Origin of the sequence: Enterobacter sp. BNK-14 (assembly GCF_047456095.1) — a bacterium.
GTDB lineage: Bacteria > Pseudomonadota > Gammaproteobacteria > Enterobacterales > Enterobacteriaceae > Enterobacter > Enterobacter kobei.
Window position 1 is genome coordinate 259,336 of record NZ_CP179897.1, and the last position, 21,433, is coordinate 280,768.

Here is a 21,433-nt window from a genome sequence, read left to right on the forward strand (position 1 = left end):
TGTGAGCACCCTACAATGACAAATACAACAAAGCTTGATCCGATTGAAACAGCCTCCCTTGACGAGTTACAGGCGCTGCAGACTGAGCGTCTGAAATGGACGCTGCATCACGCCTACAACAACGTGCCGATGTACAAACGCAAGTTTGACGCCGCGGGCGTTCACCCTGACGATTTCAACGAGCTGGCGGATATCCGCAAATTCCCGTGCACCACCAAGCAGGACCTGCGGGATAACTATCCGTTTGATACGTTTGCCGTGCCGATGGAGCAGGTGGTGCGCATTCACGCATCGTCCGGTACCACCGGCAAACCGACCGTTGTCGGCTACACGCAGGGCGACATTGACAACTGGGCCAACCTGGTGGCCCGTTCCCTGCGCGCCGCGGGCGGTAGTGCGAAGGACAAAATTCACGTGGCGTATGGCTATGGTCTGTTTACCGGCGGGCTGGGCGCACATTACGGTGCCGAGCGCTTAGGGGCGACGGTGATCCCGATGTCCGGCGGCCAGACGGAGAAACAGGCGCAGCTGATCCGTGATTTCCAGCCGGACATGATCATGGTGACGCCATCCTATTGCCTCAACCTGATTGAGGAGCTGGAACGTCAGATGGGCGGCGATGCCAGCACCTGTTCCCTGCGCGTGGGGGTATTCGGCGCCGAGCCGTGGACACAGGCCATGCGCCGTGAAATCGAAAAACGCCTGGGGATTACGGCGCTGGACATTTACGGCCTCTCCGAAGTGATGGGGCCGGGTGTGGCGATGGAGTGTATTGAAACCGCCGACGGTCCGACCATCTGGGAAGATCATTTCTATCCGGAGATCGTCAACCCGAACGACGGCACGCCGCTGAACGACGGCGAGCAGGGCGAACTGCTGTTCACCACGCTCACTAAAGAGGCGCTGCCGGTGATCCGCTACCGCACCCGCGACCTGACGCGTCTGCTGCCCGGCACCGCCCGTACCATGCGCCGCATGGACCGGATCAGCGGTCGCAGCGACGATATGCTGATCATCCGCGGCGTCAACGTCTTCCCGTCACAGCTGGAAGAGGAGATTGTGAAGTTTGAACATCTCTCACCCCACTACCAGCTGGAGGTGAACCGTCGCGGACATCTTGATTCACTTTCCGTGAAGGTGGAGCTGAAAGAGAGCAGCTTAACGCTGACCCACGAGCAGCGTTGCCAGGTGTGCCACCAGCTGCGTCATCGCATTAAATCGATGGTGGGGATTTCCACCGATGTGATGATAGTCAACTGCGGCAGCATCCCGCGTTCAGAGGGCAAGGCCTGTCGGGTGTTTGATTTGCGTAAAGTCGCGGCCAACGGTTGAGTTTCCCACAAGTCAGCCCTCTCCCCTTGGGAGAGGGTTAGGGTGAGGGGAATATGCTATGATTCATCCAGACCAAAAATAACAACAGAATGAATCACATGAATAAACTCGATGCCTTTATCCAGCACGCGGTTAGCTCGGTTCCCGTTAGCGGAACGTCGCTTATCTCCTCATTATACGGTGACGCGCTTTCACATCGCGGCGGCGAGATTTGGCTTGGCAGCCTCGCCGCCTTACTGGAAGGCATGGGGTTTGGCGAGCGCTTCGTGCGCACCGCGCTGTTTCGCCTCAACAAAGAGGGCTGGCTGGACGTCTCGCGCATCGGGCGTCGCAGCTTTTACCGCCTGAGCGATAAAGGGCTGCGCCTGACCCGTCGCGCGGAGAATAAGATTTACCGCGCCGAACTGCCCGCCTGGGACGGAAAATGGCTGTTACTGCTCTCCGAAGGGCTGGACAAAACCACCCTTGCCGACGTCAAAAAGCAGCTGATTTGGCAGGGGTTTGGCACGCTGGCGCCGAGCCTGATGGCCTCGCCGTCGCAGCATCTGGCGGATGTACAATCTCTGCTTCACGATGCTGGCGTGGCGGAGAACGTCATTTTCTTTGAGGCCCACTCGCCGCTGGCGCTCTCCCGCGCGGCGCTGCGTTCACGGGTAGAAGAGTGCTGGCAGCTAACCGAGCAAAACGCGATGTATGAGTCGTTTATTACTTCGTTCCGGCCGCTTCTGCCGCTGTTAAAAGAGGCCGCGCCGGAGGAGCTTACGCCGGAACGGTGCTTCCAGATCCAGCTGCTGCTGATTCACTTTTATCGTCGTGTGGTGCTAAAAGACCCGCTGTTGCCGGAGGAGTTACTGCCTGCGCACTGGGCGGGACAAAGCGCCCGACAGCTCTGCATCAATATCTATCAGCGTGTTGCACCGGGGGCGCTGGCGTTTGTCAGCGAGAAGGGGGAAACCTCCGTCGGCGAACTGCCCGTGCCCGGCACGCTCTACTATCAACGCTTTGGTGGTCTTTCAAGCGCATAAGGAGTGAAGATGCCTGTTTATCAAATTGACGGTCTGACGCCGGTGGTGCCTGACGAGAGCTACGTCCACCCAACGGCGGTGCTGATTGGGGACGTGATTCTGGGTAAAGGCGTTTATGTCGGCCCTAACGCCAGCCTGCGCGGTGATTTTGGCCGCATTGTGGTGAAAGATGGCGCCAACATTCAGGATAACTGCGTCATGCACGGCTTCCCGGAGCAGGACACGGTGGTGGAGGAGGACGGGCATATCGGCCACAGTGCCATTCTCCACGGGTGCGTGATCCGCCGTAACGCGCTGGTGGGCATGAACGCGGTGGTAATGGATGGGGCGGTCATCGGTGAAAACAGCATCGTCGGAGCGGCGGCGTTCGTGAAGGCGAAAGCGGAGATGCCCGCTAACCATTTGATTATCGGCAGTCCGGCCAAAGCGATCCGCGAGCTGAGTGAGCAGGAACTGGCCTGGAAGCAGCAGGGCACGCGGGAGTATCAGGTGCTGGTAGAGCGCTGCAAGCTGACGATGCACCAGGTCGAGCCGCTGCGCGAGGTTGAGCCTGACCGGAAGCGACTGACGTTTGATGAGAATTTAAGGCCGAAGTCGGCGGTGTAGGGGGGAGGTCCGCTTTGTGCCAGAAGCGGGCATTGCTAACATCAATATAAATTGTTCTATGGGGCGCATGTCATTTGCAGTATATAAAGAAGAAATTAAAAGACTGTCAAATAAAAAGCCCCTCTACAGGGGCTGAGTTTTTACTGTTTACCACGTTTAGTCATCTCATCTGCTAACTGTGAAGACCAATAATGTTGATTCTTCGCATCTAATATGAAGTGTAGCGCTCTCGCGCACTGTATCTGAGCAGACTCATAAGCATGGATATTACCAACTGAAGTAGGAACTAAGTGGGTTTCAGGTGTGTAGTATTGGTAGATGCTCGTTTGTGAAGGATGAACATATTCGCTAAGTATGTCATACGTCAGTTCAAAATCGCTTTCTCTCCCCTTAGTCTGTTTCATCTCATCTTCATAGAGATCGCGTAAAGCATTCATCACATGCTGACTGACAGCAAGTAGGTTTTCAAAACGATGCTTAGTCTCTTCAGTAAACATGTAGTCGTTAGGGTCAAATACTCCTTTCTGAATCTTTTCTTGCTCTGACTTTTTAAATCGGGAACTGTTCGTAAAGCCCAGGATGACATCGAGAGCTTTATCTACACTTTCGCGGCCGCTTTGGTTCGTCAGGATCTTCTCCACTTTCTTGTTTAAGAGTCGTGAGAAAGCATGTGTTTCAATCATCCCCCGGCTAACGACACAAGCGGTTTGGTATCGTTCGTTTTCGAGGAGGAGAAGCGCATCATCAAAGATATCTATCTGCCTGTTCATTAGCAAATTTGCATAGTTAGCGAGATACAACCCCTGATCAGGATTATGCATCTTTCCGACAACTACACCGTTAACCTTGTTCAGCGCAGCTCTGGCGGCTTTTGCCTCGTTTAGGCTCTGCTCTATAAGTTCTTTAAACATGCTGTGTTTCCTTACAGGATAATGTGTCTCAACAAGTAATCATTCCAGCTTTTGCCAGCTTCTTGATCTGTTCTTTTTATAGCAAGGTATTATGCTGAAGAGAGGGGCACCAATCACTAGGATCTTCTCCCAACGATAAGTATAAACCCACCGATGCTGTAATTATCCCGCTTAATTAAACAAACCACTTTTGGTATTCACTGTAGCCCAATGTGACCTGCCCCTTGTTATTGATACGCAACCACGTTAGCAAAACCCCCACCTGCTTGCTAGACCACTCGAACGTCCGCTTCTCGCTCATAGCGGACATCGGCCTGCAAACGTCCGTTTCGTGCCAAAAGCGCGTATTGCAAAGTCTGCATTGCATTCACCGGAAAGGTACAATGCAGACGATTAGATTACCTCTGCCAGTCACGGAAAAGCTCCAAATGAGGCCTGGCTGAGGAGCTGTTGACCTTCTATTTCAGCTTCTGCCTCAGATCGATATAGACATCAGTCAGCTTTGCGACATTGGCTTCATCCATGGAGAGTTCTGAGAAGTCAACAAACCAGTTTCCAGTACTGTGCTTATTGATAACAAATAGCTTTTTACCGTTCAAAAATCGATACTCAACATCGTAGTCTTTATGGGTCCACGAGAGATTATCCGGAATAGTGAATTTTGCCGGCTGCGCAGGATTTTGCGGATCCCATTTTAAAAAGCCAGTGTACATGGTTATCCAGCTTTCGAGGCTGTCCTTCGTAACATATCCGAAGTGACTCGACATATCCCCACCGTAGTATATAGCCATTACTGCATATTCGCCTTTATCGTCAAGGCGAAGAATTCCATCAAAACCATCTTTGTACTGCGGTTCATTGACCAGCATCACTTCAACACCGGTTTTGTACTGTGTCCAGGTATAATAAAAAGCCGGCTTCCCGGGCGTTGAACAGCCCGCCGTAAGTAACACAAATATAAGCCCTAAAATTCTAATCATCATTATTCCCTATTTAATAAAAACCATGTCTTTATCACAGTAAAAAAATATATTTAATTTCCTTCGCTGAGGTAAAACGAGGGAGAAATGCCGCATGGGTACTTAATAGCGAACAGACCATTAAGCCTGAGTGCATAAAACCGCCGTTTCAGGTCTTCCTGACTTACGTCACAGCTTTGGAATACTGGAAGGACATTTTTCCAGCTCTGACGGCAGTTCCAGTGCAGCCAGTCCCACGCAATTTGTACAACTGCCACTTAATCACTCCTTATCAGGATTGTTTTGATCCCGCTGCATCGACAGCTTCGATTTATCTTGTGATAGTCCGCAAAGCTGTAAATGGGTAGCCAGGTGAAAGCAAAGGCCCTGTTTTCACCCTGCATACATACACATCTATGTTATATCGGCAAAAAAACGACTTGCATGAGCGGTTGTTTGAGCTAAATGTGACGCTTCACTAATCAGAAGAAAGCCGTCAGGTTCTCGCTCACAGCGGCTTATATCAAATGGATGTATGACAGGCTGGCTTAGCCAGATTTAGGGCAACAAGAAGGTGAACACGTCAATGTCGAGTCCCTGTACGAAAGATTTTGGCACAGTGGTAGAGGGGAGTTCAGGGGCGTTATCGTTTGGACTGGTACCGTGCCTGGTCATGGCTGGGGTCTTCACCAGTCTGTCACGAAAACAGGCATACCGTACTAGCTTATGTTAGCGGCAGCCCTGGTTGCTACGGTGGGATTCTTCTTGTGCATTTTTAGCATGGCGAGAGTCATTAACGACGTCGTGTCAACCAATATGGTGAGACGTTTGCCGCTTTCCATGGGGCGCTATTGTAGTGACGATGCGGGCCTGTGGGTATCTGTACCGCAGGGGGTAGAACTCTGGGTAAGTGTCTATGACTCAGGCTGGACGGTCTTACACAAAAATGCAGTCAAGTTCCTTGAGACTACACCTGACCCTTCCGTGGCCCTTGAATCCTTTGCTGACTTAACGAGCCCCACAAGCTGGAGTGGCAGCCTTGCAAACATATGGCAGGCACGAGCTGACGCTTTCGGTGAACTCATCCACCACCCGCGGGCTGACATTTCAGACGCTGCAAGAGACATCCATGAGCGCTTAATGCTTATGATTGAGCGTCAACGGGATCGGGAACAGCAGGAAGATCGTAAAGGCGAACAGCGATTTGAGTGAAGACATTTAATCGGTCTCGGCTGAGCGACACGGCGTATCACGCTTCAGAATCATATGTTTAAAAGAATGTGGTGTTTTCCATCAGCCCTGGTTCGGGTAAACGGCGAGGTAGCCGCAGTTCGCCAGCAGTGCCTCGCCAGATATCCTGATGCAAAGACCCTTTATGACGCTGTCGGTAGCCCGGGAGCTAGTTTTTTGTCGCTTCCCGACTCGGCTGAAACAGCTTCGCTCGTCTCTGCGGCAGCGTTGATTTGTGCCCGAAATGCTTCCAGCCTCTCCGTCGGACATTTCATATCAAATCGTAAACGGTGTGAAGGATCGCTGAACTTAGATGCTGAAACTTGGGCGTCCCGTTAGGCTCAATATATCAGGGTTGGGCGATGCGCATGTCTACCGACAAAATCTGCGGTACAAGCTGTTTGATTGTTGGCAAGGGAAGGGCAAAGCTTGTGCAGGGGATATGTCATTGATGTTTGCGCTTGAGAACTGTCGTCCGCTTGGTACCAGAAACCGACGTTTATTTAGCACTTTGCTGAATTTTTCCATCCTCTCTGTATCTCGTACCATACAGAATCGTTATGGCGTTATATAGTCAGTTTATCAACATCTGAAGCTCTGGTATTTCGAATGGGTTGAAGGTCCATTATCAGTTAGGCGTTGGGCTTTTAAGTAGAAAGGTTGGTGATGATGAGCGTAAGCGAGTTCTGCCAAATGTCGATTGAAGGGATCATCAGTACGATGGCGTTTATTGCCGAACAGATGCAACAGCGCATGTAGCAAAAGGGCATGATAATAGCGCAGAATGTAGTGATGCTGAAAAAATAGTACTTCTCACGTTTCCCCTGTGGAGTATGACACCCCCCAAAATCTCACTGCAAAACGCATAGCATAAAAAATCCGCCCTGCAATGAGAACGTAATAAGCACCTACTAATTTCAGTAGTCACAAAAGTTGAAATAATATGTGGATTAGAATAAGAATAAGTTTACTCTGTAGTCATTGTTTCGAGCAGCGTGGTGAAGTTTATCTGCTTGGGATTTTTAATTAACTCTGGTTTGAGATTTCTCTTCTCACAAGGATATGATTGTGGCAAAGCCTAAAACTCCTTCTAAACTGATTAAAGGTAATATATTTGAATATTACGTACCTAAAATACGCGGGGCAAAACCAAGGCCTAAGCAGATTATTAACAAAAAAGATCCAACTAAAAAGATTTATGATAAAAGCAAACCAGCTAGTTTTTTAAAAAATTCTTTTACGAAGACGACAAGAATCCCATTCGGAAGTGGCGCAAAAAAAAATCTTTCAGCGCATTACCCGGCACTACCCCTACCACAAATTGTACATGCCGCGCTTGAGTGTGGGTATGGTCGTACAGGAATGTGGTCATCTCATCTTCTTCTAAATCATAACGAGTCACTTGAACTGGCGTCTTACTTACTTAAAAGATTACTAATGGTGGCTTCATGTATCAAAGTAGGTAAAAACGATGCTTATTTCACGCAGGAGTTTTATTCAAAAATAGAACCTTCAGAAAAAGTTGCAATCTCATTTATAGCAGGTGGTATAGGTAGTTTCATTGCTGCATACCATTGGCTTGCTGCTGCGGGTGAAAAAATCAATGTTATGTTGCATACCAGTATTTATACTAAAGGATTGCATCCCTCTATATTAGCAAACCCTTTCACTACTAAAAAATCACCCGACTATCTTATTGAGTCTGATACCGGAGAATGGCATATATTTGAAAGTAAAGGTGGCACGGATGCTGGGCGTAATAAAAGGATTCAGGAAGGTTTACTGCAGCTTGGTGCTATAACACATCTGGCATGGGCTTCACCTACTTTGACTTTAAAACAGGTGCAAACCAATGTATGTACGCACACGTCCATTGATGCTGGCCGTCCTTTGAAGGTGCTTGCCTATGATCCCCCGGGTGAGTATACCGAAGAAGGGAAAAACATCATTCTTGATGAAGCCGTTTGCAAGCTGCTGAAAATCGTTGAAAGTTTAGATCAATTCCATGTGCTCGGGACAGAGATGAGAACAGAAGATGACTGGGAATGGAAGACTGTGCCGCAGATAAAAAACTTAATAGTGGCTCTGCCATCTCAATATTTCGATCTTGAAGAGGAGCTTAGAACACGGCTTGGATTATATTTTATCGCTACTGAAATTATTGATAAATATAAGAGGGGAGCACAGTGGTCGGTAGAGTTCATCATAAAAAATATCGGTAAGAAAATTTCATCCTACGAATTTAAATATAAAGGTAACGCTATAGTGGAGAAATTTTTGAACTTTATTTCAGAACTTAATGAAGTTGATGAATCCACCTCCTTTATTTTACGTTGTCGTCAGCATCTGAAACTTGATGAAATACTTAATGAATTCAATTCTTTATTTGAGAAAGTTATCATTAAATCGGCTTTACCGAAATCGCACCGAAATGGAATTAAAGGATCTGATGCTTTGACCTCAAGCGGAATGTTAATCAGAGAAGTTAATAAAGTAGATTAATATATTCAGATATAAACGAGGATGGGTATCAATTCCTATGACTAAGCTTCTTTCCTGCTAAAAGAGCATCAGTATGCTCCACGAAGCCGAAGCCGAAGCCGAAGCCGAAGCCGAAGCCGAAGCCGAAGCCGAAGCCGAAGCCGAAGCCGAAGCCGAAGCCGAAGCCGAAGCCGTGAACGCTTCCGCAAGCATACATTTTTATACTTCCCGCTCTATATCGGCTGCAAGAAATCTGGGGCACGGAGGCCATTGAGATGAAGTGACTTAAGTCGACAGAAGCGGAAACGCCCGACTCATAAAGATGCTTGCCAAAGCCATGCTGGATAAGTGAGCGCTTCAGTTAGTACTTGGGCGAAACTACGTTGACAGGCCAGAAGCAAGAAGCCGAGATGATGAAGTGTGATGCGGCCGATCTTTCGCGACGTCGCTGCAGTAGGGTTACGAGTTTGTCCCTACCGGACTGACTCTACGCATTCAAGAGCTGGTAATTGAACACAGACGCCTCGGTTATCGGCGCATTTGGGAGCGACCGCGTCGGCGACCTTCGTGCAATCACATGAGGTATATCTCATTCTTGATTCTGGCGGGCCAAATGAGCCTTGCCGCAAAAAACTGAGAACGGCTGACACAGTTTGACAGCGGGTTGTGATTAACTCATTAGCTGACCGTCATACGTATAAAATATTACTCAATTCTCAGCGAAAACTGCCGTTAATAATCATATGGATTGAAAGGAACAGAAACAATGAAGCAACTATGGGAAAAACTGGAAGTCATTCTGCAAGACCGCGACCCTGAGGTATTAATAGATCTTGCACCTCCGGCCACAGATGAAGAAATCGTCGCGTTAGAGCAGGCCCTGAGTGTAATCTTGCCAGCCGATTTTGTAGCCTTCATGAAAATTCACAATGGTCAGCGTGGTATGAGCCATGGATTATTTGATGATTGCGAATTCTTATCCACTTCACGCATTTTGCAGGAGTGGCGTGTCTGGAAAGATTTACTTGATGGTGGCGATTTTGATGGAGCTGAGTCGTGTCCGCAAAGTGGTATTCGTTCGGAATGGTGGAATCCCTCCTGGATCCCGTTTACTTACAATGGAGCGGGCGATCATCTTTGTCTTGACCTTGCCCCGACTGACGCTGGGATTCGCGGGCAGATTATCACGCTCTGGCATGATGATGGGGAGCGTAGAAAACAAGCGGACAGTTTCAGTGATTGGCTCAGACAGTATGTAGAGCAAATGTAGGCTTTTTTGCAATTGATTCGATTAGCCAGGAGGGTAAATGGATTTAACATATGAAGACTTAAAACAACAGCGCCTGCAAAAACTCTTCCACGATTTCCAGCAGCAAGTGTTGTCACAAATTATTGGGCCTTTTGGGCTTTCAACGGCCATGTTTGAGGATCGCAATGGCGGCAATGTAACGACGATGCATAATTTCGAGCGTGAAGAGTCGGATTTCATCGCTGATAAAGACATGTCCAGTCATGCGAAATCGCGTGAGGATTACCAGCGCAAAGAATATGAAAGTAAAGATTTTACAAAAAAAAGCGTGAAACTCCGGGCCGGTGGTATTGATGGTTATACGGGAAAAACGACCAACGCGGCGGATATGGATCTCGACCATGTCACTTCACTAAATACATTGTCCAAAAATAAGAAAGTGCATCTTGCTCTTGAAACCGGGAAAGGCGTTGAAAAAGTCGTCAAAATGGCCAATTCCGACGAAAACCTGGTAACCACACATAAGTCGATTAACCGTTCAAAAGGCGCTGCTGAACTCGATACTTTTGCAGAAAAAAATGGTGAAAGATTTGAGCTGGACCCAGAACGAGTAGCAGCAGCGAAGAAACAATCTAAGGACCATATTTCGACAACGCTTAACTCGGCGCTAATGAAAAAACAAAGCGCAGAGTTGTTGCAGACAGGCGGCCAACAAGCGTTGCAGATGGGGCTCAGACAAGCTCTTGGGCTATTGCTCACTGAACTGGTAAATGGCTTGTTTAACGAGTTCAAAGTGCTTATTCAACATGGTGTTGAAGTGGGAAAAACATTGTTTGAGGAGGTCCGACAGCGCTTAATGCGCGTAGTTGCTTCCGTGACCAAAAAAATTCCCGATGCGCTGGGACAAATGTTCCAGGGTGGAGTGAGTGGATTCATGAGTAATTTACTCACCTTCTTGCTTAATAATTTTCTCTCTACCGCAAAGCGTTTCGTGACCATGATTCGGGAAGGGCTGTTGGGACTTTTCCGGGCATTTAAAATGATTTTCTTCCCACCGGCACATATGACGGCACAGCAAGCGTTACAGGAAGGACTGAAAATGCTCACTGCTGTCATCGTGACTTCGGTCGGTATGTTGTTGAACGAAAGCATCGCGACGTTTATGGCGACTGTACCGTTTCTGAAACCTTTTGCAGATATGTTAACCCCAGTTCTCATAGGCATTGCCACCGGATTGCTTTCTGCCTTTCTCTCGTATCAGATTGATACGTTTTTTGATCGCTCCCGTTTTACGTTAAGCGAAAAATTCATGGATGAGATGCTCGCAGACGGTATACGTCGTGAAGCGTTTGCCAGTGAGCTGGTGACACTTTCAGAACGTTCGCTGGGTAATATTGAAAATTACGCGACTGCTATAACCCAGTATCAAGCTATTGGGGAAAACCTGGCTACTGCAACGATTTCGACTAAAGCAACACTGGCATGTCTTGAGAGAACTACTGCCGAGACAGCTGTGCAAGTGGCGCGGAGTACTGCTGCAATTGTGTTTATTAATGAAAGCCAGGCCGAAATTGATGACTTTCTAAAAAATATTTGAGAACAGTAAGATGAGTTTGTTAAACAAGCAGGAACTTCAGGTTATCCAGGCGTTTTCGTCCGCAGATTTACCGGAACGTGTCTTTCGCGACAGCAACATTAAAGAATTGATTAGCAGTATGACGGAGGAGCAGCAAACGGTTCAGAAGAGCGCGAAGGATCTTGACCGCCTGCGCAGGGAACAGAGGGACGGAAACTTTATAACTAACTGGTGGAATGATCGCGACGATTTGTTACAGGATGCGCAGATTGATCTCAATAAAGCCATTGGTCGCCTGACGCAAAAATCTTCTCAGTTATTGATTGTCAATACGGCGCTATCCAAGCTACTGAACGAGCAACAACAGATTTTATTGAATCAGCAAAACATTCTGGAAGGCCAAACACGCTCCCTTGCTGAACAAAATGAACAAATCCTGAAACAACAGGTGCTACTGGAAGAACAGCAAAAAGAGATTAATAAGGCCAACCAGGGATTAATGGATGCAAAAGGGGTAACGCAAGATCAGGCTAAGCAGCTAATTGGCTGCGTAAAAAGGGTGACAGAGGCGGAAAACAAAATTGGCGAGGCAAACGCCACCTTGCTGGCAGAACTTGAACAGCGTATTGCTAACTTTTCTTCTGATCTTGCGCAAAAATTGCAAAGTGGCCTTGATGACCAGGTAGGACGGCATAGCATGCTCGAACAGACAATGGTGGACAATCAGGCTGTTCAAAAGAGTTTCGTTGAGAAGATGCAGCAATCCTTGTTGCAGGAACAGCAGTTGTCTCATCAGCAACTGCTCGGCGAGCTTGAGCGAAACCGGATGGATTTAGTTAATTCGGTTAAATCAACCGTAAACCAGTGTGATGCGCTCCAGCATGAAATATCCGTTGTTGTGGCGCAACAAGCTGATAGGCAAACAGGCATTGATCATGCTATTGCTGAGTTACAGGTGAATTTTCTCAAATCCCGATTTCGTCATCGCTTTGTACTGACGGTGATGGGTTGCATTGTTGGGCTTTCTGTCGGTTGGCAAATTGCGCAGCACTTTATGATCTTCTGATTGTGTTAAACCGCATCTGCATAATGGATGCGGTTTGGACTGACCGCACACAGAAAACAATTCCTGTCCTCACGACGAAGCATTTTCGATGTCCTCCGGACTGATTTCCCAGAGACGCTCGGTGCATATAACTTGTACAAGGTTCTGTCAGCTGCGATGCAGCCGTGATTTCGCTGGCTTAAAGCCACGTTCCGAAACGCCTTTGACTATGCCATACGCCACAATCGGCCGCCGGGAGCAACACATTTATGGCGAACGGATGCTTATTGGATCATTATCTGCTTCGTTAGCTCCTTCTGAAGTTGGCGGAACCCAGCCTGAGCTTCTGATTGCCTATGTTAGTTAAGGAGTCTGGCCCGTATTTCTTTATTCGGCGTAAGGGGGATATGGGATCGTGTTGCAATGCTGGATACGGAATGACAGCGTTCAACAACCGGTATGACTACTTCGATTTTAAACGCATAGGGTTAATACTGAGCACTCATAGGCATCTTTCTTAAAGCCAACTTAACGACTCCGGAGTCGTCTCTCATACCTGTGACGATTCAAATATTCTGTTGCAGTTCACTTTCTGATAGGATTAATCTGAATATTTTCCACTGGGACAGGGATATGAAAAAAACATTGATTGCAACATTAGTAAGCATAACGATGTTAACCGGGTGTGGGCCTAAAGAGTTAACTCCAGAGCAAAAGCAGGAAGTGGCGGCACTTAAGGCTGAGCTGTCCCAAACGGAGGGAGAAATCTCTGCAGCGAAACATATTGATCAACAATTTTCAGGTGGACTGATCAAGAATTTAATCACCGCAAGATTGGAAGTTTTAGGAACGAATAAGGCTCTTTTAGAACAGCGTATAAATGCAATTGAGTCAGGAGCCAAAATTGACGTCGTTGTTTCAGGTGTCAAGCCAGACCCTGAACTTGCTGCTTCTATTAAAGCTGAAATGGAGGACCTGGCAGTAAAAATAAACGAAGCAAAAACAGATGCCAGCCAGTACAGTGGTGGTTTAATACAGGTCTTAAAACTGTCAACGGTTGCTACTGAAGAGCAAAGCATGGCGATGTTGCAGCAAAAATATCTCACGGCTAAATATGGGCTTGCTGAAGTTAAGCTTGCACCGGTTCAGGATAATGTTGCAACCGCCAGCAGTAAGAAGGACACAACCGCTGAAACAAGACATGAACAGCCCCCTCTGCTGCCACCAGCTGATGGTCCGTTCGGACTCGAGGCTGGCCTGACTCAAAAGAATATCGAAGATATGATCGGGGCAAAGCTAAAACCACTTCCTGACAGCGTAAATCTCTATACTTCCGATAAGTTACCGAAGTCCAACGCTGATTTTGAAATGTATGGTTTGTTGATCTCGCCTAAAGCAGGCTTATGCCAAATCAGAGCTGTCGGTAAAAACATTGATACTGATAGTTATGGGCTTGCCTTGAAATCTCGCTTTGAAGAGTTGAGTAGCTCGTTAAGCTCGCTTTATGGAAAGGCTGAAACCACAGACCTTTTACTGTCAGGTTCTATCTGGAAAGAACCTCAGGACTGGATGATGGGGCTTAACAAAAAGGAACGATTCCTTTCAGCTACCTGGAAGGGAACGCAGGAAACGCCGCTGAAAAATAACATTGGTGCTATTTCTATTGAAGCAAGAGCGAACAGTTCTGCGCAGTGGTATGTTTACCTTCAGTATACATTTACAAATGATGATGTTTGCCAGGCTGAGATCGATGGGGCTAAAAAAAGCTCTCTATAATTTTTCTTAATCAGGCCCCTTCGCAAGGGGCTTTTACTATTTCACTATAAGGGCTCAACATATGTTATATGATGCTGACCTGCTCACTGTTAATTAATACGTTGTGATCTTTAGTATTTCTTCTTCAGAAACGTGAGGGCATCCCTATAAAGACGCGTTGTTCTGAAATCACCCTCTATAAATGACGAAGGAAATCTCGGAGCAAGGCTAAGTCAGGCCGATAGCGGCGAATTAGTATAGAGCCAGATAATAACGCATCACTTTTTTCGAGATGTTATTTCGATCTTACTGGCGATAGGTGTCTCTGTACCGGCCTCAGCAATTCATCGTTGGTCTGCGGAACATCTCGTTATAGTGATGTCGCGTCAAACGACGAACAACGGTGATGTTTCTTCTTGATATAGCATACTGAAAATGACGTTACTGAACGCCCCACAGACATATTTGATGACAAAGACAGTTAGCTACGCATCCTGCTCTAAGACCACTATAAATTCCAGTCTACGCGGTCTGATAAAACCTTGCACTCCAAATGCTGTAAGCTGCCACAATGGTTTGCCATCCACCTCATCAACCGTTTCCAGCGTGCAACCCATTTCATCAAGCAAGAGGGTTAATTCTTTTGAGTCGGGCTCCAGTAAACGATCCACCTTACTATGCCCCATATAAGACCACTCGCCATTCTTTTCTTTAAAATAGAGGAATGGGCTACATTCCTTTTGCACTTTCTCAAGACGGGTGAAGTAGTTTCGGTACTCATTATCGCCAGAAACGAACAATAGATTATCCAGAGGTCCATTGACCTCTCTGCGCGCAAAGATGGCGCGAATTAATGTGGAGGAATTGCCACGCGAGGGATTTAAAAAACCGCCCTGCGACAGTCCCTTTTCGCCCGGTTTCAGGAATTTATAACGCTTCTGTATGTCCCTGAACGCATAGTTTTCACCGACGGTAAATGCCATTGCTCTTCTCCTGAAAAAATCTATCTAAAAAATAATTAACGACCAAAAAGTTGAAAACTTTATCCAATAGTAGAAAAAATCGCGACTTCATGCTGTTTATAGTTTGTCGGGAATTGCAAGCATGCCTGTAATCCATACCATTCGCTTATTAGATAATTTCCGGAGAATAGTTCAGATATCCTCCAAGGCCAATGTACGCTCTTCGCTCATAGCGGCCATATGAAATGGAGGCATGACAGGATTGTTTAGCAGCAGGAAGAGGACGTTTGGGCATCTGTGACCTGCTCCCGGTTAATTATCTCATGCCGTTGTTAGTACAACTCTCCTGCAGTTGAGACACATGCTAACTTCCGCTATTCGCTCAAAGCAGACCTGAAGACCAGCTAGCCTGGCCTCTGCGAGCCAACAGCAGACGTTAAGCGTTAGTTGACGGATCATACTCCCACTGCGATTCGTCACTGTAAATCGTACCATCATCATCCATTACTTGGGCATTAAGGTGTCTTGCAATCCGCAACATCTTTCTATACAGGTAGATACGTTAGCGAATGCTGATAAGCATCATCTGATGCTCAGGCTTATGAACCATGTTTATGTCGTTGATATGATTTTCAGAGCCAAGATTACTGGACAAAAGCACCAATACACCGCGTTAAATACGGCAGATACCCCGACTGCAGACGAGCTTCTGACAAAGATGTTTGAATGCACTAAATGGTATATTCAACACGTCGGTATAATAATGAACACGTCTGATCTTTCTGAAATCGTTAAATTTCGTTTCGTCGATGGTGGGTATGGTGAAATGAAGGCAGGAGATATGCTCAATCATGTCCTTTTTCACGGTTCATATCATCGCGGCGCGGTGGGCTGGATGCTTTCAGAAACGGGAATAGCCCCTCCTAAGGATGTATTAACCGTTTTCCTGAGGGATCATCATCACGAGTGATTCAACCTGAAGGTTAACCAGATTTCACGCCGAACCGTTTCTCTTTTAAGGATGCCAGTATGACCAATTTTCATCAATTTACCGCCACCAGCCTGGATGGCCGTCTTATCTCAATGGACGACTATGCGGGTAAGGTGGTTTTGGTCGTGAATACTGCCAGCCAGTGTGGCTTCACGCCGCAATACGCGGGCCTTGAAGCGCTCTACACGAAATACGCCGGTCAAGGGTTAGTGGTGCTTGGCTTTCCCTGTAACCAGTTTGGTAAGCAGGAGCCCGGCGGCGCCGATGAAATCTCGAAGACTTGTTACATTAACTACGGCGTAAGTTTCCCCATGTTCGAGAAAGTTGAGGTAAACGGTGGCGCAGCGCACCCGGTGTTTCGTTATCTGAAAAAGGAATTGCCTGGCGTGCTGGGAGGACGGATCAAATGGAATTTCACGAAGTTCCTGATCGGACGCGATGGGATACCCCTCAAGCGTTTTGCACCGATGACGACGCCCGAGAAAATGGAGGATGCAATTCTTGAGGCACTGGGGAGGTGAGCGCTTTGGTAGTGATTTAGCGTGCATGATGAACGACGACATCGCAGTTATTATCCTTGCGCCATAAAAAGGTTCATTGGAAGCATCGGGTTGTGTGAAAAATTGGTAGTTGAAACATGACCAGTCAATACAGAAAAATAGATCACTATTTCTGATGCTTAAATGGACTGAAAGGTAAGAAGTGATCGTGTCTGAAACAATAAAGAAAATTGTTATAGTGGCATTTGTGGTGAACATGGCCGCAGGATGTGCGCCGTTGCATCCTTCTGGATGCCATAAGACCACGGCAACGGGCAGTTGCAGTTCAGGGCGCTGGGACGATCAGGATGAGTGGGGCGCGCAAGCGCGGGCAATCAGGGCGGCAATAAATGCCAAACTGGATGAGCCGCAAAACTGGAAAGGGAAAAAATGCAGGCTGCATATTGAATTTGCTCAGGATGGCACGCCTTTAAACATATCCACCAGCAACGGCAATAAAGCCTATTGTGAAGCGATAAAATCAGCAGCCCATAAAGCCAAATTCCCGGCATTCAACAATCCGGAAGTCTACAGAGATTTTCAAAAATCCGGTTTCGATATGCGCGGGTAACATGCTAACCGCCCTTTGTAAGGTAGCGTCACTCTGAGCTAACACTCACTATGTCGGCCCCGGTTCCACTTTTACACACAGATACCGGTTCTTCTGATACCTGTGTGCAACGTGTTCATACCTGATGTTCAGGGATCCGGGCGATAACTTTTATTTCAAAATCAAATCCCGCCAGCCAGGTAACGCCCACGGCTGTCCAGTTCGGATACGGTGGCTTAGGGAAAAGCGTTTGTTTCACCTGCATAATGGCTGGAAATTGATTCTCCGGATCGGTATGAAAGGTTGTCACATCAACAAGATCGGCAAACGTACATCCTGCAGCGTCAAGCGTGGCCTTGAGATTATCGAAGGCACGCTCTACCTGCATTGCAAAGTCGGGTTCGGGTGTACCGTCTTCCCGGCTACCCACCTGTCCGGAAACAAACAGTAAATCACCAGAGCGGATCGCTGCAGAATAACCGTGCTGCTCATACAGCGCGTGGCGATTTGCAGGGAAAACGGGTTTCGGTTGGTTCATAACGGATCCTTTCTTTGGACAGGGACAGTGGATGCGCGGCATAAATAAATGAATTAAGATACGCGGCGTATGTCAACTTAATCACACATACGCCGCGTATGTCAAACGACTTGCGTGGTGTAGATTGCAAGGAGTTCTTATGGCAGCCAAACGCCGCGCCGAAACGATGGAAGAAACCCGCACTAAATTGATTGCGGCTGCACGTAAAGCCTTTGCCGAAAAAGGGTTTGCCGCAGCCTCGATGGATGATTTAACCGCCAGCGTGGGCCTGACGCGCGGGGCCCTGTATCATAATTTTGGCGATAAAAAGGGGTTACTTGCCGCTGTCGTTACCCAGATTGATTCTGAAATGGCGCAAAGCGCCAAAAGTGCAGCGGCGCATGTGAAGGATGACCAGCAAAAGCTTCTGGCAGAAGGGATAGCCTATATCGAAATGGCGCTGGATGAAGAAGTCCGTCGCATCGTTCTGCTTGATGGTCCGGCTTTTCTTGGGGACCCGGGAAAATGGCCGAGCCAGAATAACTGCCTCGGCGCTACGCGTAAGAGCCTTTCCGACCTGATTGAACGCGGCTTAATCGAACCGGTAGATGTTGATGCCACCGCCTGGCTGTTAAACGGTGCCGCACTGAATGCCGCCCAGTGGGTGGCCGCCAGCGAAGATCCGCAGCAGGCATTACCAAAAGCGATTCAGGTTTTTACCCTGCTGGTAAATGGCCTGGTGAAGGGCGTCATACCTCCCGAAGCCACGGCGTAATCGTTAATCCCGTAAGCAAGCCCTCCGGGCTGAGCAGGCGGGTGACGGTTTGCCCCCATGGTTCTGTGCGGTTTGCCACCAGCAACCGATAGCCTTTTTCAGTCAAAATACGGGTAGCCGAGTCCAGGTCCTGAACCTCGTACTCAACCCATCCTTGCGGTATCGGGTGCTCAGCGGGCCATTGTTCTTCTCCAAAGCAGGACATTGCCGCCTGTGTAAGCGGCCAGACGGCGAAATGCTTCACGCCTTTCAACTGGCCCACTTCTGCGAGCAGATAATCACTGTTCCCCTCCATCGGCTTAAGCGGAAGGCCGAGTGTATGGATATAAAACGCGGCGCTGGACGCTGTGTCCCGTGAAATAGGCCCGAACCCAGCGACAAATAAAACATCAATTCCCGGTAAAGCTTGCGGCATATCCCCTCCTGTATGACGTAACACTTACGCTGAATTTATCTTACGACCAGTTGAAATACGACTCTCAATTCTGGCATCGCTTTCACCGAGTCTACACGTTCCCGACGGGTTTAAATTTCAGTGCGATGACGTGCGTTTCAACGTGAGTTTTACTCAACCTCAGTTTTGGACTCATCACACTATACTTACGACCTGAAACCGAAGGGGGCGCACGAGGATGGTATGCCTGGCTAGAACTTATCCAGATCCCGCATGGATTTATCACACCCACGGATGGTCTGAGTCAGCGTTTGAAAAATCCCTGTCTCTCTTAAAATTACCTGTCCGCGCGGAGCGGCAGATGCGATGTTTTCAACACGCTAGCAGCGTTTTGTTTCATAAATACCGTGGCTTATCGGCTTTTCAGAATGGTATAACGTCCTGCGGCAATCGGGTTGCCGCCAGCTGACCACATTCACAAAGGTGTATATGAAACAAATTACGTTCAGTGACCTGCAGCAACAAAGCGAGCAGGCTGCCAATTCTCCTCGCTTACGCGCGCACCGCAATTTACATCCCGAACTGAGCGACCCGGTACAACGCCTGGCTATCGCGATGGAGCCAGGTACCTATGTTCGCCCTCATCGCCACCCGCACACGTTTGAACTGCTGACGGCTCTGAGCGGTCGCTTTCTGGTGTTGAATTTTGATGACAGCGGTAACGTGACCCAGCGCGTGGTGTTAGGTGAAGACTGCAAAGTGCTGGAGATGGATGCCGGTACCTGGCATGCCGTGCTGTCGCTGGATAAAGGCGGCGTCATTTTTGAGGTGAAACACGGCGGCTATCAGCCTGTTCCGGAGCACGATACCGCTCCATGGTCACCGGCTGAGAACGCGCCCGGTAGTGCGGAGCTGATGAAATGGTACGCTCAGGCACAGGTGGGTGATGGAGGTTTTACCCTGTAATTTTCTCTACTTTTCCCGACGCGCGGAAAGGCACGCCGGGATAGAGAGAGACGCTCCCGCCAACTCAACTGACCGTATTAAAATGCCAGTCGCCGGCAGTCGACAGCATCACGAACGGGCCGGCCAGCGTGCTGTTGTGATGCGCAATGATGTCAGTGGCGGATAAATGTGCGTTATCCATTGTGGTATGCGCATCTGAAATCAATATCGTCCTGAAGCCCAGCTCCGGCGCGGCCCGGCAGGTGGTGTCGACACAAAATTCGGTTTTCATCCCGGCAATGACCAGCTGTTTGATGCCTCTCTGATTAAGTTCACGCAGCAATTCGGTATCCCGAAAACAGCTGGGATGGCGCTTGGTGAAAACAACATCCTGCTCCTTCACGTCCAGCTCGGGTATCAGCTGCGTCAACGGCCCCTGCGCTGAAAAGGGCGAGTCGTCTGGTCCAACATGGCGGGCAAAAAAGACGGGTACCTGAGCGTGGCGCGCGTTGGCTATTAACAAACGGATATTTGCCAGAACGGCATCGGCGGAACAGGGTGAGACCGGGCCCCGGAAGAGGCCCTGCTGCATGTCGATAATTAAGAGAGCATTGTCAGAAATCATTTTCTTTCTCCATTCAGAGGGCGGTGAACGGAGAGGTATTTCCCCGTCCAGTTAGGCGGGGATTGAGGTTCTGTTTGTCAGTCGTTTGCTACAGATACGCTCATGCCGCCGAAGGTGCCGGTGGTGGTGAGGGTGGTTGTTGGCTGAACTGACTGATACATGGAATGACCTTTGTTTATTCATTCCGCTATATGCGGAATGAGCACGTTAGTTATAGCGTTGCTTAACGCATTGCTTCAAGACACCAACTTGAGTAGGGGTACGATGCAGCGGCAGGAAGCTGTCAGCAAAGGCTCGTAACCTGCTGTGCACGCCTTTGCTGACTGAATAGCCGGGATTATTTAAGGCCCTCTAGTCCCTTCAGGAACTCCTCCACCAGCTCAGGCGTCGCCGTGTCTGCCTGGTAAAGAATATCGAGTTTGACGTTCTTCAAACCGCAGAAGCCGAAAATGCCCTCGACTATTTGAGTCTGAATCGCCGTCGAATAACCATGTTTATCGAAACCGTTAAGATCGCTGCCAGCAGTCGCAATAAGGCGAACGGGAACGTCGCGCAAATTGCCCACAATCCGGCCGTCTTCTGCCACTTTATACGCCCAGTTCAGCGTCAGAACGCGATCAAACCAGCCTTTCAACAGACCGGGAACGGACCACCAGTACACCGGGAAAACGAATACCAGCATATCCGCCCGCTCGACCCGCTGCTGCTCGCGCAGAATATCTTCAGGAAGGGCGCTCGGATCGCCGTGGTACAAATCAAGATCGGCGCGGGACATGGCCGGGTTAAACCCTTCGGCATGCAGATCGGCCATCTCCACCTGCGTACCCTGTTCACGCAGTTTCCCGGCAATGCGGGCGGCCAGCGAATGGGATAACGAATTGTCGACAGGGTGAGCCGTCACGATCAGTGCATTATTAATGGCATGTGTAGCAGACATAGCGACCTCGAATGGGTGAGAAGTGACGT

20 protein-coding genes and 1 pseudogene are annotated in these 21,433 nt (G+C 48.5%); 13 read left to right on the forward strand and 8 right to left on the reverse strand.

Annotated elements, in window-relative coordinates; translation table 11 throughout:
• Positions 1-15: 15 nt before the first annotated feature.
• From paaK to paaY, 3 genes are all read left to right on the forward strand, one after another.
• The gene (paaK, locus tag ACMGGM_RS01285) at positions 16-1,332 is read left to right on the forward strand and encodes a phenylacetate--CoA ligase PaaK (RefSeq protein WP_014883707.1); all 1,317 of its coding nucleotides are present in this window, start codon (positions 16-18) and stop codon (positions 1,330-1,332) included.
• A gap of 89 nt (positions 1,333-1,421) precedes the next feature.
• Positions 1,422-2,357 carry a phenylacetic acid degradation operon negative regulatory protein PaaX gene (gene paaX / locus ACMGGM_RS01290; RefSeq protein ID WP_014883708.1) on the forward strand — a complete coding sequence of 312 codons (936 nt, stop codon included), beginning with the start codon at positions 1,422-1,424 and terminating at the stop codon, positions 2,355-2,357.
• 9 nt (positions 2,358-2,366) lie between these two features.
• Positions 2,367-2,963 (forward strand): phenylacetic acid degradation protein PaaY, encoded by a 597-nt coding sequence (gene paaY / locus ACMGGM_RS01295; RefSeq protein WP_045135016.1) that lies wholly within the window; start codon positions 2,367-2,369, stop codon positions 2,961-2,963.
• A gap of 140 nt (positions 2,964-3,103) precedes the next feature.
• Here paaY and ACMGGM_RS01300 read toward each other — a convergent pair whose 3' ends face one another.
• Together ACMGGM_RS01300 and ACMGGM_RS01305 are read right to left on the reverse strand one after the other, a co-directional pair.
• Entirely contained in the window at positions 3,104-3,874 is a 771-nt protein-coding gene (locus tag ACMGGM_RS01300; RefSeq protein WP_045135017.1) for a DUF5677 domain-containing protein, read from the reverse strand.
• A 458-nt stretch (positions 3,875-4,332) separates the two neighbouring features.
• Positions 4,333-4,857, reverse strand: coding sequence for a hypothetical protein (locus ACMGGM_RS01305; protein ID WP_230278688.1), 525 nt, complete (start codon positions 4,855-4,857; stop codon positions 4,333-4,335).
• Positions 4,858-7,131: 2,274 nt separating this feature from the next.
• On the opposite strand from ACMGGM_RS01305, the gene ACMGGM_RS01310 reads away from it, so the two are divergent.
• A complete protein-coding gene (locus ACMGGM_RS01310) occupies positions 7,132-8,565 on the forward strand; it encodes a hypothetical protein (RefSeq protein ID WP_127312451.1) in 1,434 nt (477 codons plus the stop codon).
• A 28-nt stretch (positions 8,566-8,593) separates the two neighbouring features.
• On the opposite strand, the gene ACMGGM_RS01315 is transcribed toward ACMGGM_RS01310, so the two are convergent.
• Complete coding sequence (locus ACMGGM_RS01315) at positions 8,594-8,761, reverse strand: hypothetical protein (RefSeq protein ID WP_325838883.1); 168 nt, start codon at positions 8,759-8,761, stop codon at positions 8,594-8,596.
• A 549-nt stretch (positions 8,762-9,310) separates the two neighbouring features.
• Between ACMGGM_RS01315 and ACMGGM_RS01320 the strand changes: the two genes are divergently transcribed.
• The 4 genes from ACMGGM_RS01320 to ACMGGM_RS01335 all read left to right on the forward strand — a co-directional run bounded on the left by ACMGGM_RS01320 (position 9,311) and on the right by ACMGGM_RS01335 (position 14,190).
• Positions 9,311-9,814 (forward strand): SMI1/KNR4 family protein, encoded by a 504-nt coding sequence (locus ACMGGM_RS01320; RefSeq protein WP_032636512.1) that lies wholly within the window; start codon positions 9,311-9,313, stop codon positions 9,812-9,814.
• Positions 9,815-9,851: 37 nt separating this feature from the next.
• Positions 9,852-11,390: a hypothetical protein gene (locus ACMGGM_RS01325; RefSeq protein ID WP_336219930.1), complete on the forward strand. Its 1,539-nt coding sequence runs from the start codon at positions 9,852-9,854 to the stop codon at positions 11,388-11,390.
• A gap of 10 nt (positions 11,391-11,400) precedes the next feature.
• On the forward strand, positions 11,401-12,435 hold the full coding sequence (locus tag ACMGGM_RS01330) for a hypothetical protein (RefSeq protein WP_049010936.1): 1,035 nt from the start codon (positions 11,401-11,403) through the stop codon (positions 12,433-12,435).
• A 612-nt stretch (positions 12,436-13,047) separates the two neighbouring features.
• Positions 13,048-14,190 carry a hypothetical protein gene (locus ACMGGM_RS01335; protein ID WP_414149086.1) on the forward strand — a complete coding sequence of 381 codons (1,143 nt, stop codon included), beginning with the start codon at positions 13,048-13,050 and terminating at the stop codon, positions 14,188-14,190.
• A gap of 464 nt (positions 14,191-14,654) precedes the next feature.
• On the opposite strand, the gene ACMGGM_RS01340 is transcribed toward ACMGGM_RS01335, so the two are convergent.
• Positions 14,655-15,152 (reverse strand): hypothetical protein, encoded by a 498-nt coding sequence (locus ACMGGM_RS01340; RefSeq protein ID WP_049010933.1) that lies wholly within the window; start codon positions 15,150-15,152, stop codon positions 14,655-14,657.
• A gap of 529 nt (positions 15,153-15,681) precedes the next feature.
• Here ACMGGM_RS01340 and ACMGGM_RS01345 point away from each other — a divergent pair.
• The 3 genes and pseudogenes from ACMGGM_RS01345 to ACMGGM_RS01355 all read left to right on the forward strand — a co-directional run.
• A pseudogene (locus ACMGGM_RS01345) lies at positions 15,682-16,101 on the forward strand (DinB family protein); the annotation flags it as partial.
• A gap of 59 nt (positions 16,102-16,160) precedes the next feature.
• Positions 16,161-16,643, forward strand: coding sequence for a glutathione peroxidase (locus ACMGGM_RS01350; protein ID WP_063614000.1), 483 nt, complete (start codon positions 16,161-16,163; stop codon positions 16,641-16,643).
• A gap of 235 nt (positions 16,644-16,878) precedes the next feature.
• The gene (locus ACMGGM_RS01355) at positions 16,879-17,232 is read left to right on the forward strand and encodes a cell envelope integrity TolA C-terminal domain-containing protein (protein WP_063614092.1); all 354 of its coding nucleotides are present in this window, start codon (positions 16,879-16,881) and stop codon (positions 17,230-17,232) included.
• 115 nt (positions 17,233-17,347) lie between these two features.
• Here the strand turns inward: ACMGGM_RS01355 and ACMGGM_RS01360 are convergent, their stop codons facing one another.
• Positions 17,348-17,749 carry a RidA family protein gene (locus tag ACMGGM_RS01360; RefSeq protein ID WP_063614001.1) on the reverse strand — a complete coding sequence of 134 codons (402 nt, stop codon included), beginning with the start codon at positions 17,747-17,749 and terminating at the stop codon, positions 17,348-17,350.
• Positions 17,750-17,888: 139 nt separating this feature from the next.
• On the opposite strand from ACMGGM_RS01360, the gene ACMGGM_RS01365 reads away from it, so the two are divergent.
• Positions 17,889-18,503, forward strand: a complete 615-nt coding sequence (locus ACMGGM_RS01365) for a TetR/AcrR family transcriptional regulator (RefSeq protein ID WP_063943094.1) — start codon at positions 17,889-17,891, stop codon at positions 18,501-18,503.
• Here ACMGGM_RS01365 and ACMGGM_RS01370 read toward each other — a convergent pair.
• The gene (locus tag ACMGGM_RS01370) at positions 18,478-18,918 is read right to left on the reverse strand and encodes a VOC family protein (RefSeq protein ID WP_023330340.1); all 441 of its coding nucleotides are present in this window, start codon (positions 18,916-18,918) and stop codon (positions 18,478-18,480) included. The two genes, ACMGGM_RS01365 and ACMGGM_RS01370, sit on opposite strands and share 26 nt — an antisense overlap.
• Positions 18,919-19,386: 468 nt before the next feature.
• On the opposite strand from ACMGGM_RS01370, the gene ACMGGM_RS01375 reads away from it, so the two are divergent.
• Entirely contained in the window at positions 19,387-19,863 is a 477-nt protein-coding gene (locus ACMGGM_RS01375; protein WP_014883727.1) for a WbuC family cupin fold metalloprotein, read from the forward strand.
• 64 nt (positions 19,864-19,927) lie between these two features.
• On the opposite strand, the gene ACMGGM_RS01380 is transcribed toward ACMGGM_RS01375, so the two are convergent.
• A complete protein-coding gene (locus ACMGGM_RS01380) occupies positions 19,928-20,467 on the reverse strand; it encodes a cysteine hydrolase family protein (RefSeq protein WP_014883728.1) in 540 nt (179 codons plus the stop codon).
• Positions 20,468-20,804: 337 nt separating this feature from the next.
• A complete protein-coding gene (locus ACMGGM_RS01385) occupies positions 20,805-21,404 on the reverse strand; it encodes an NAD(P)H-dependent oxidoreductase (protein ID WP_045135144.1) in 600 nt (199 codons plus the stop codon).
• Positions 21,405-21,433: the final 29 nt, after the last annotated feature.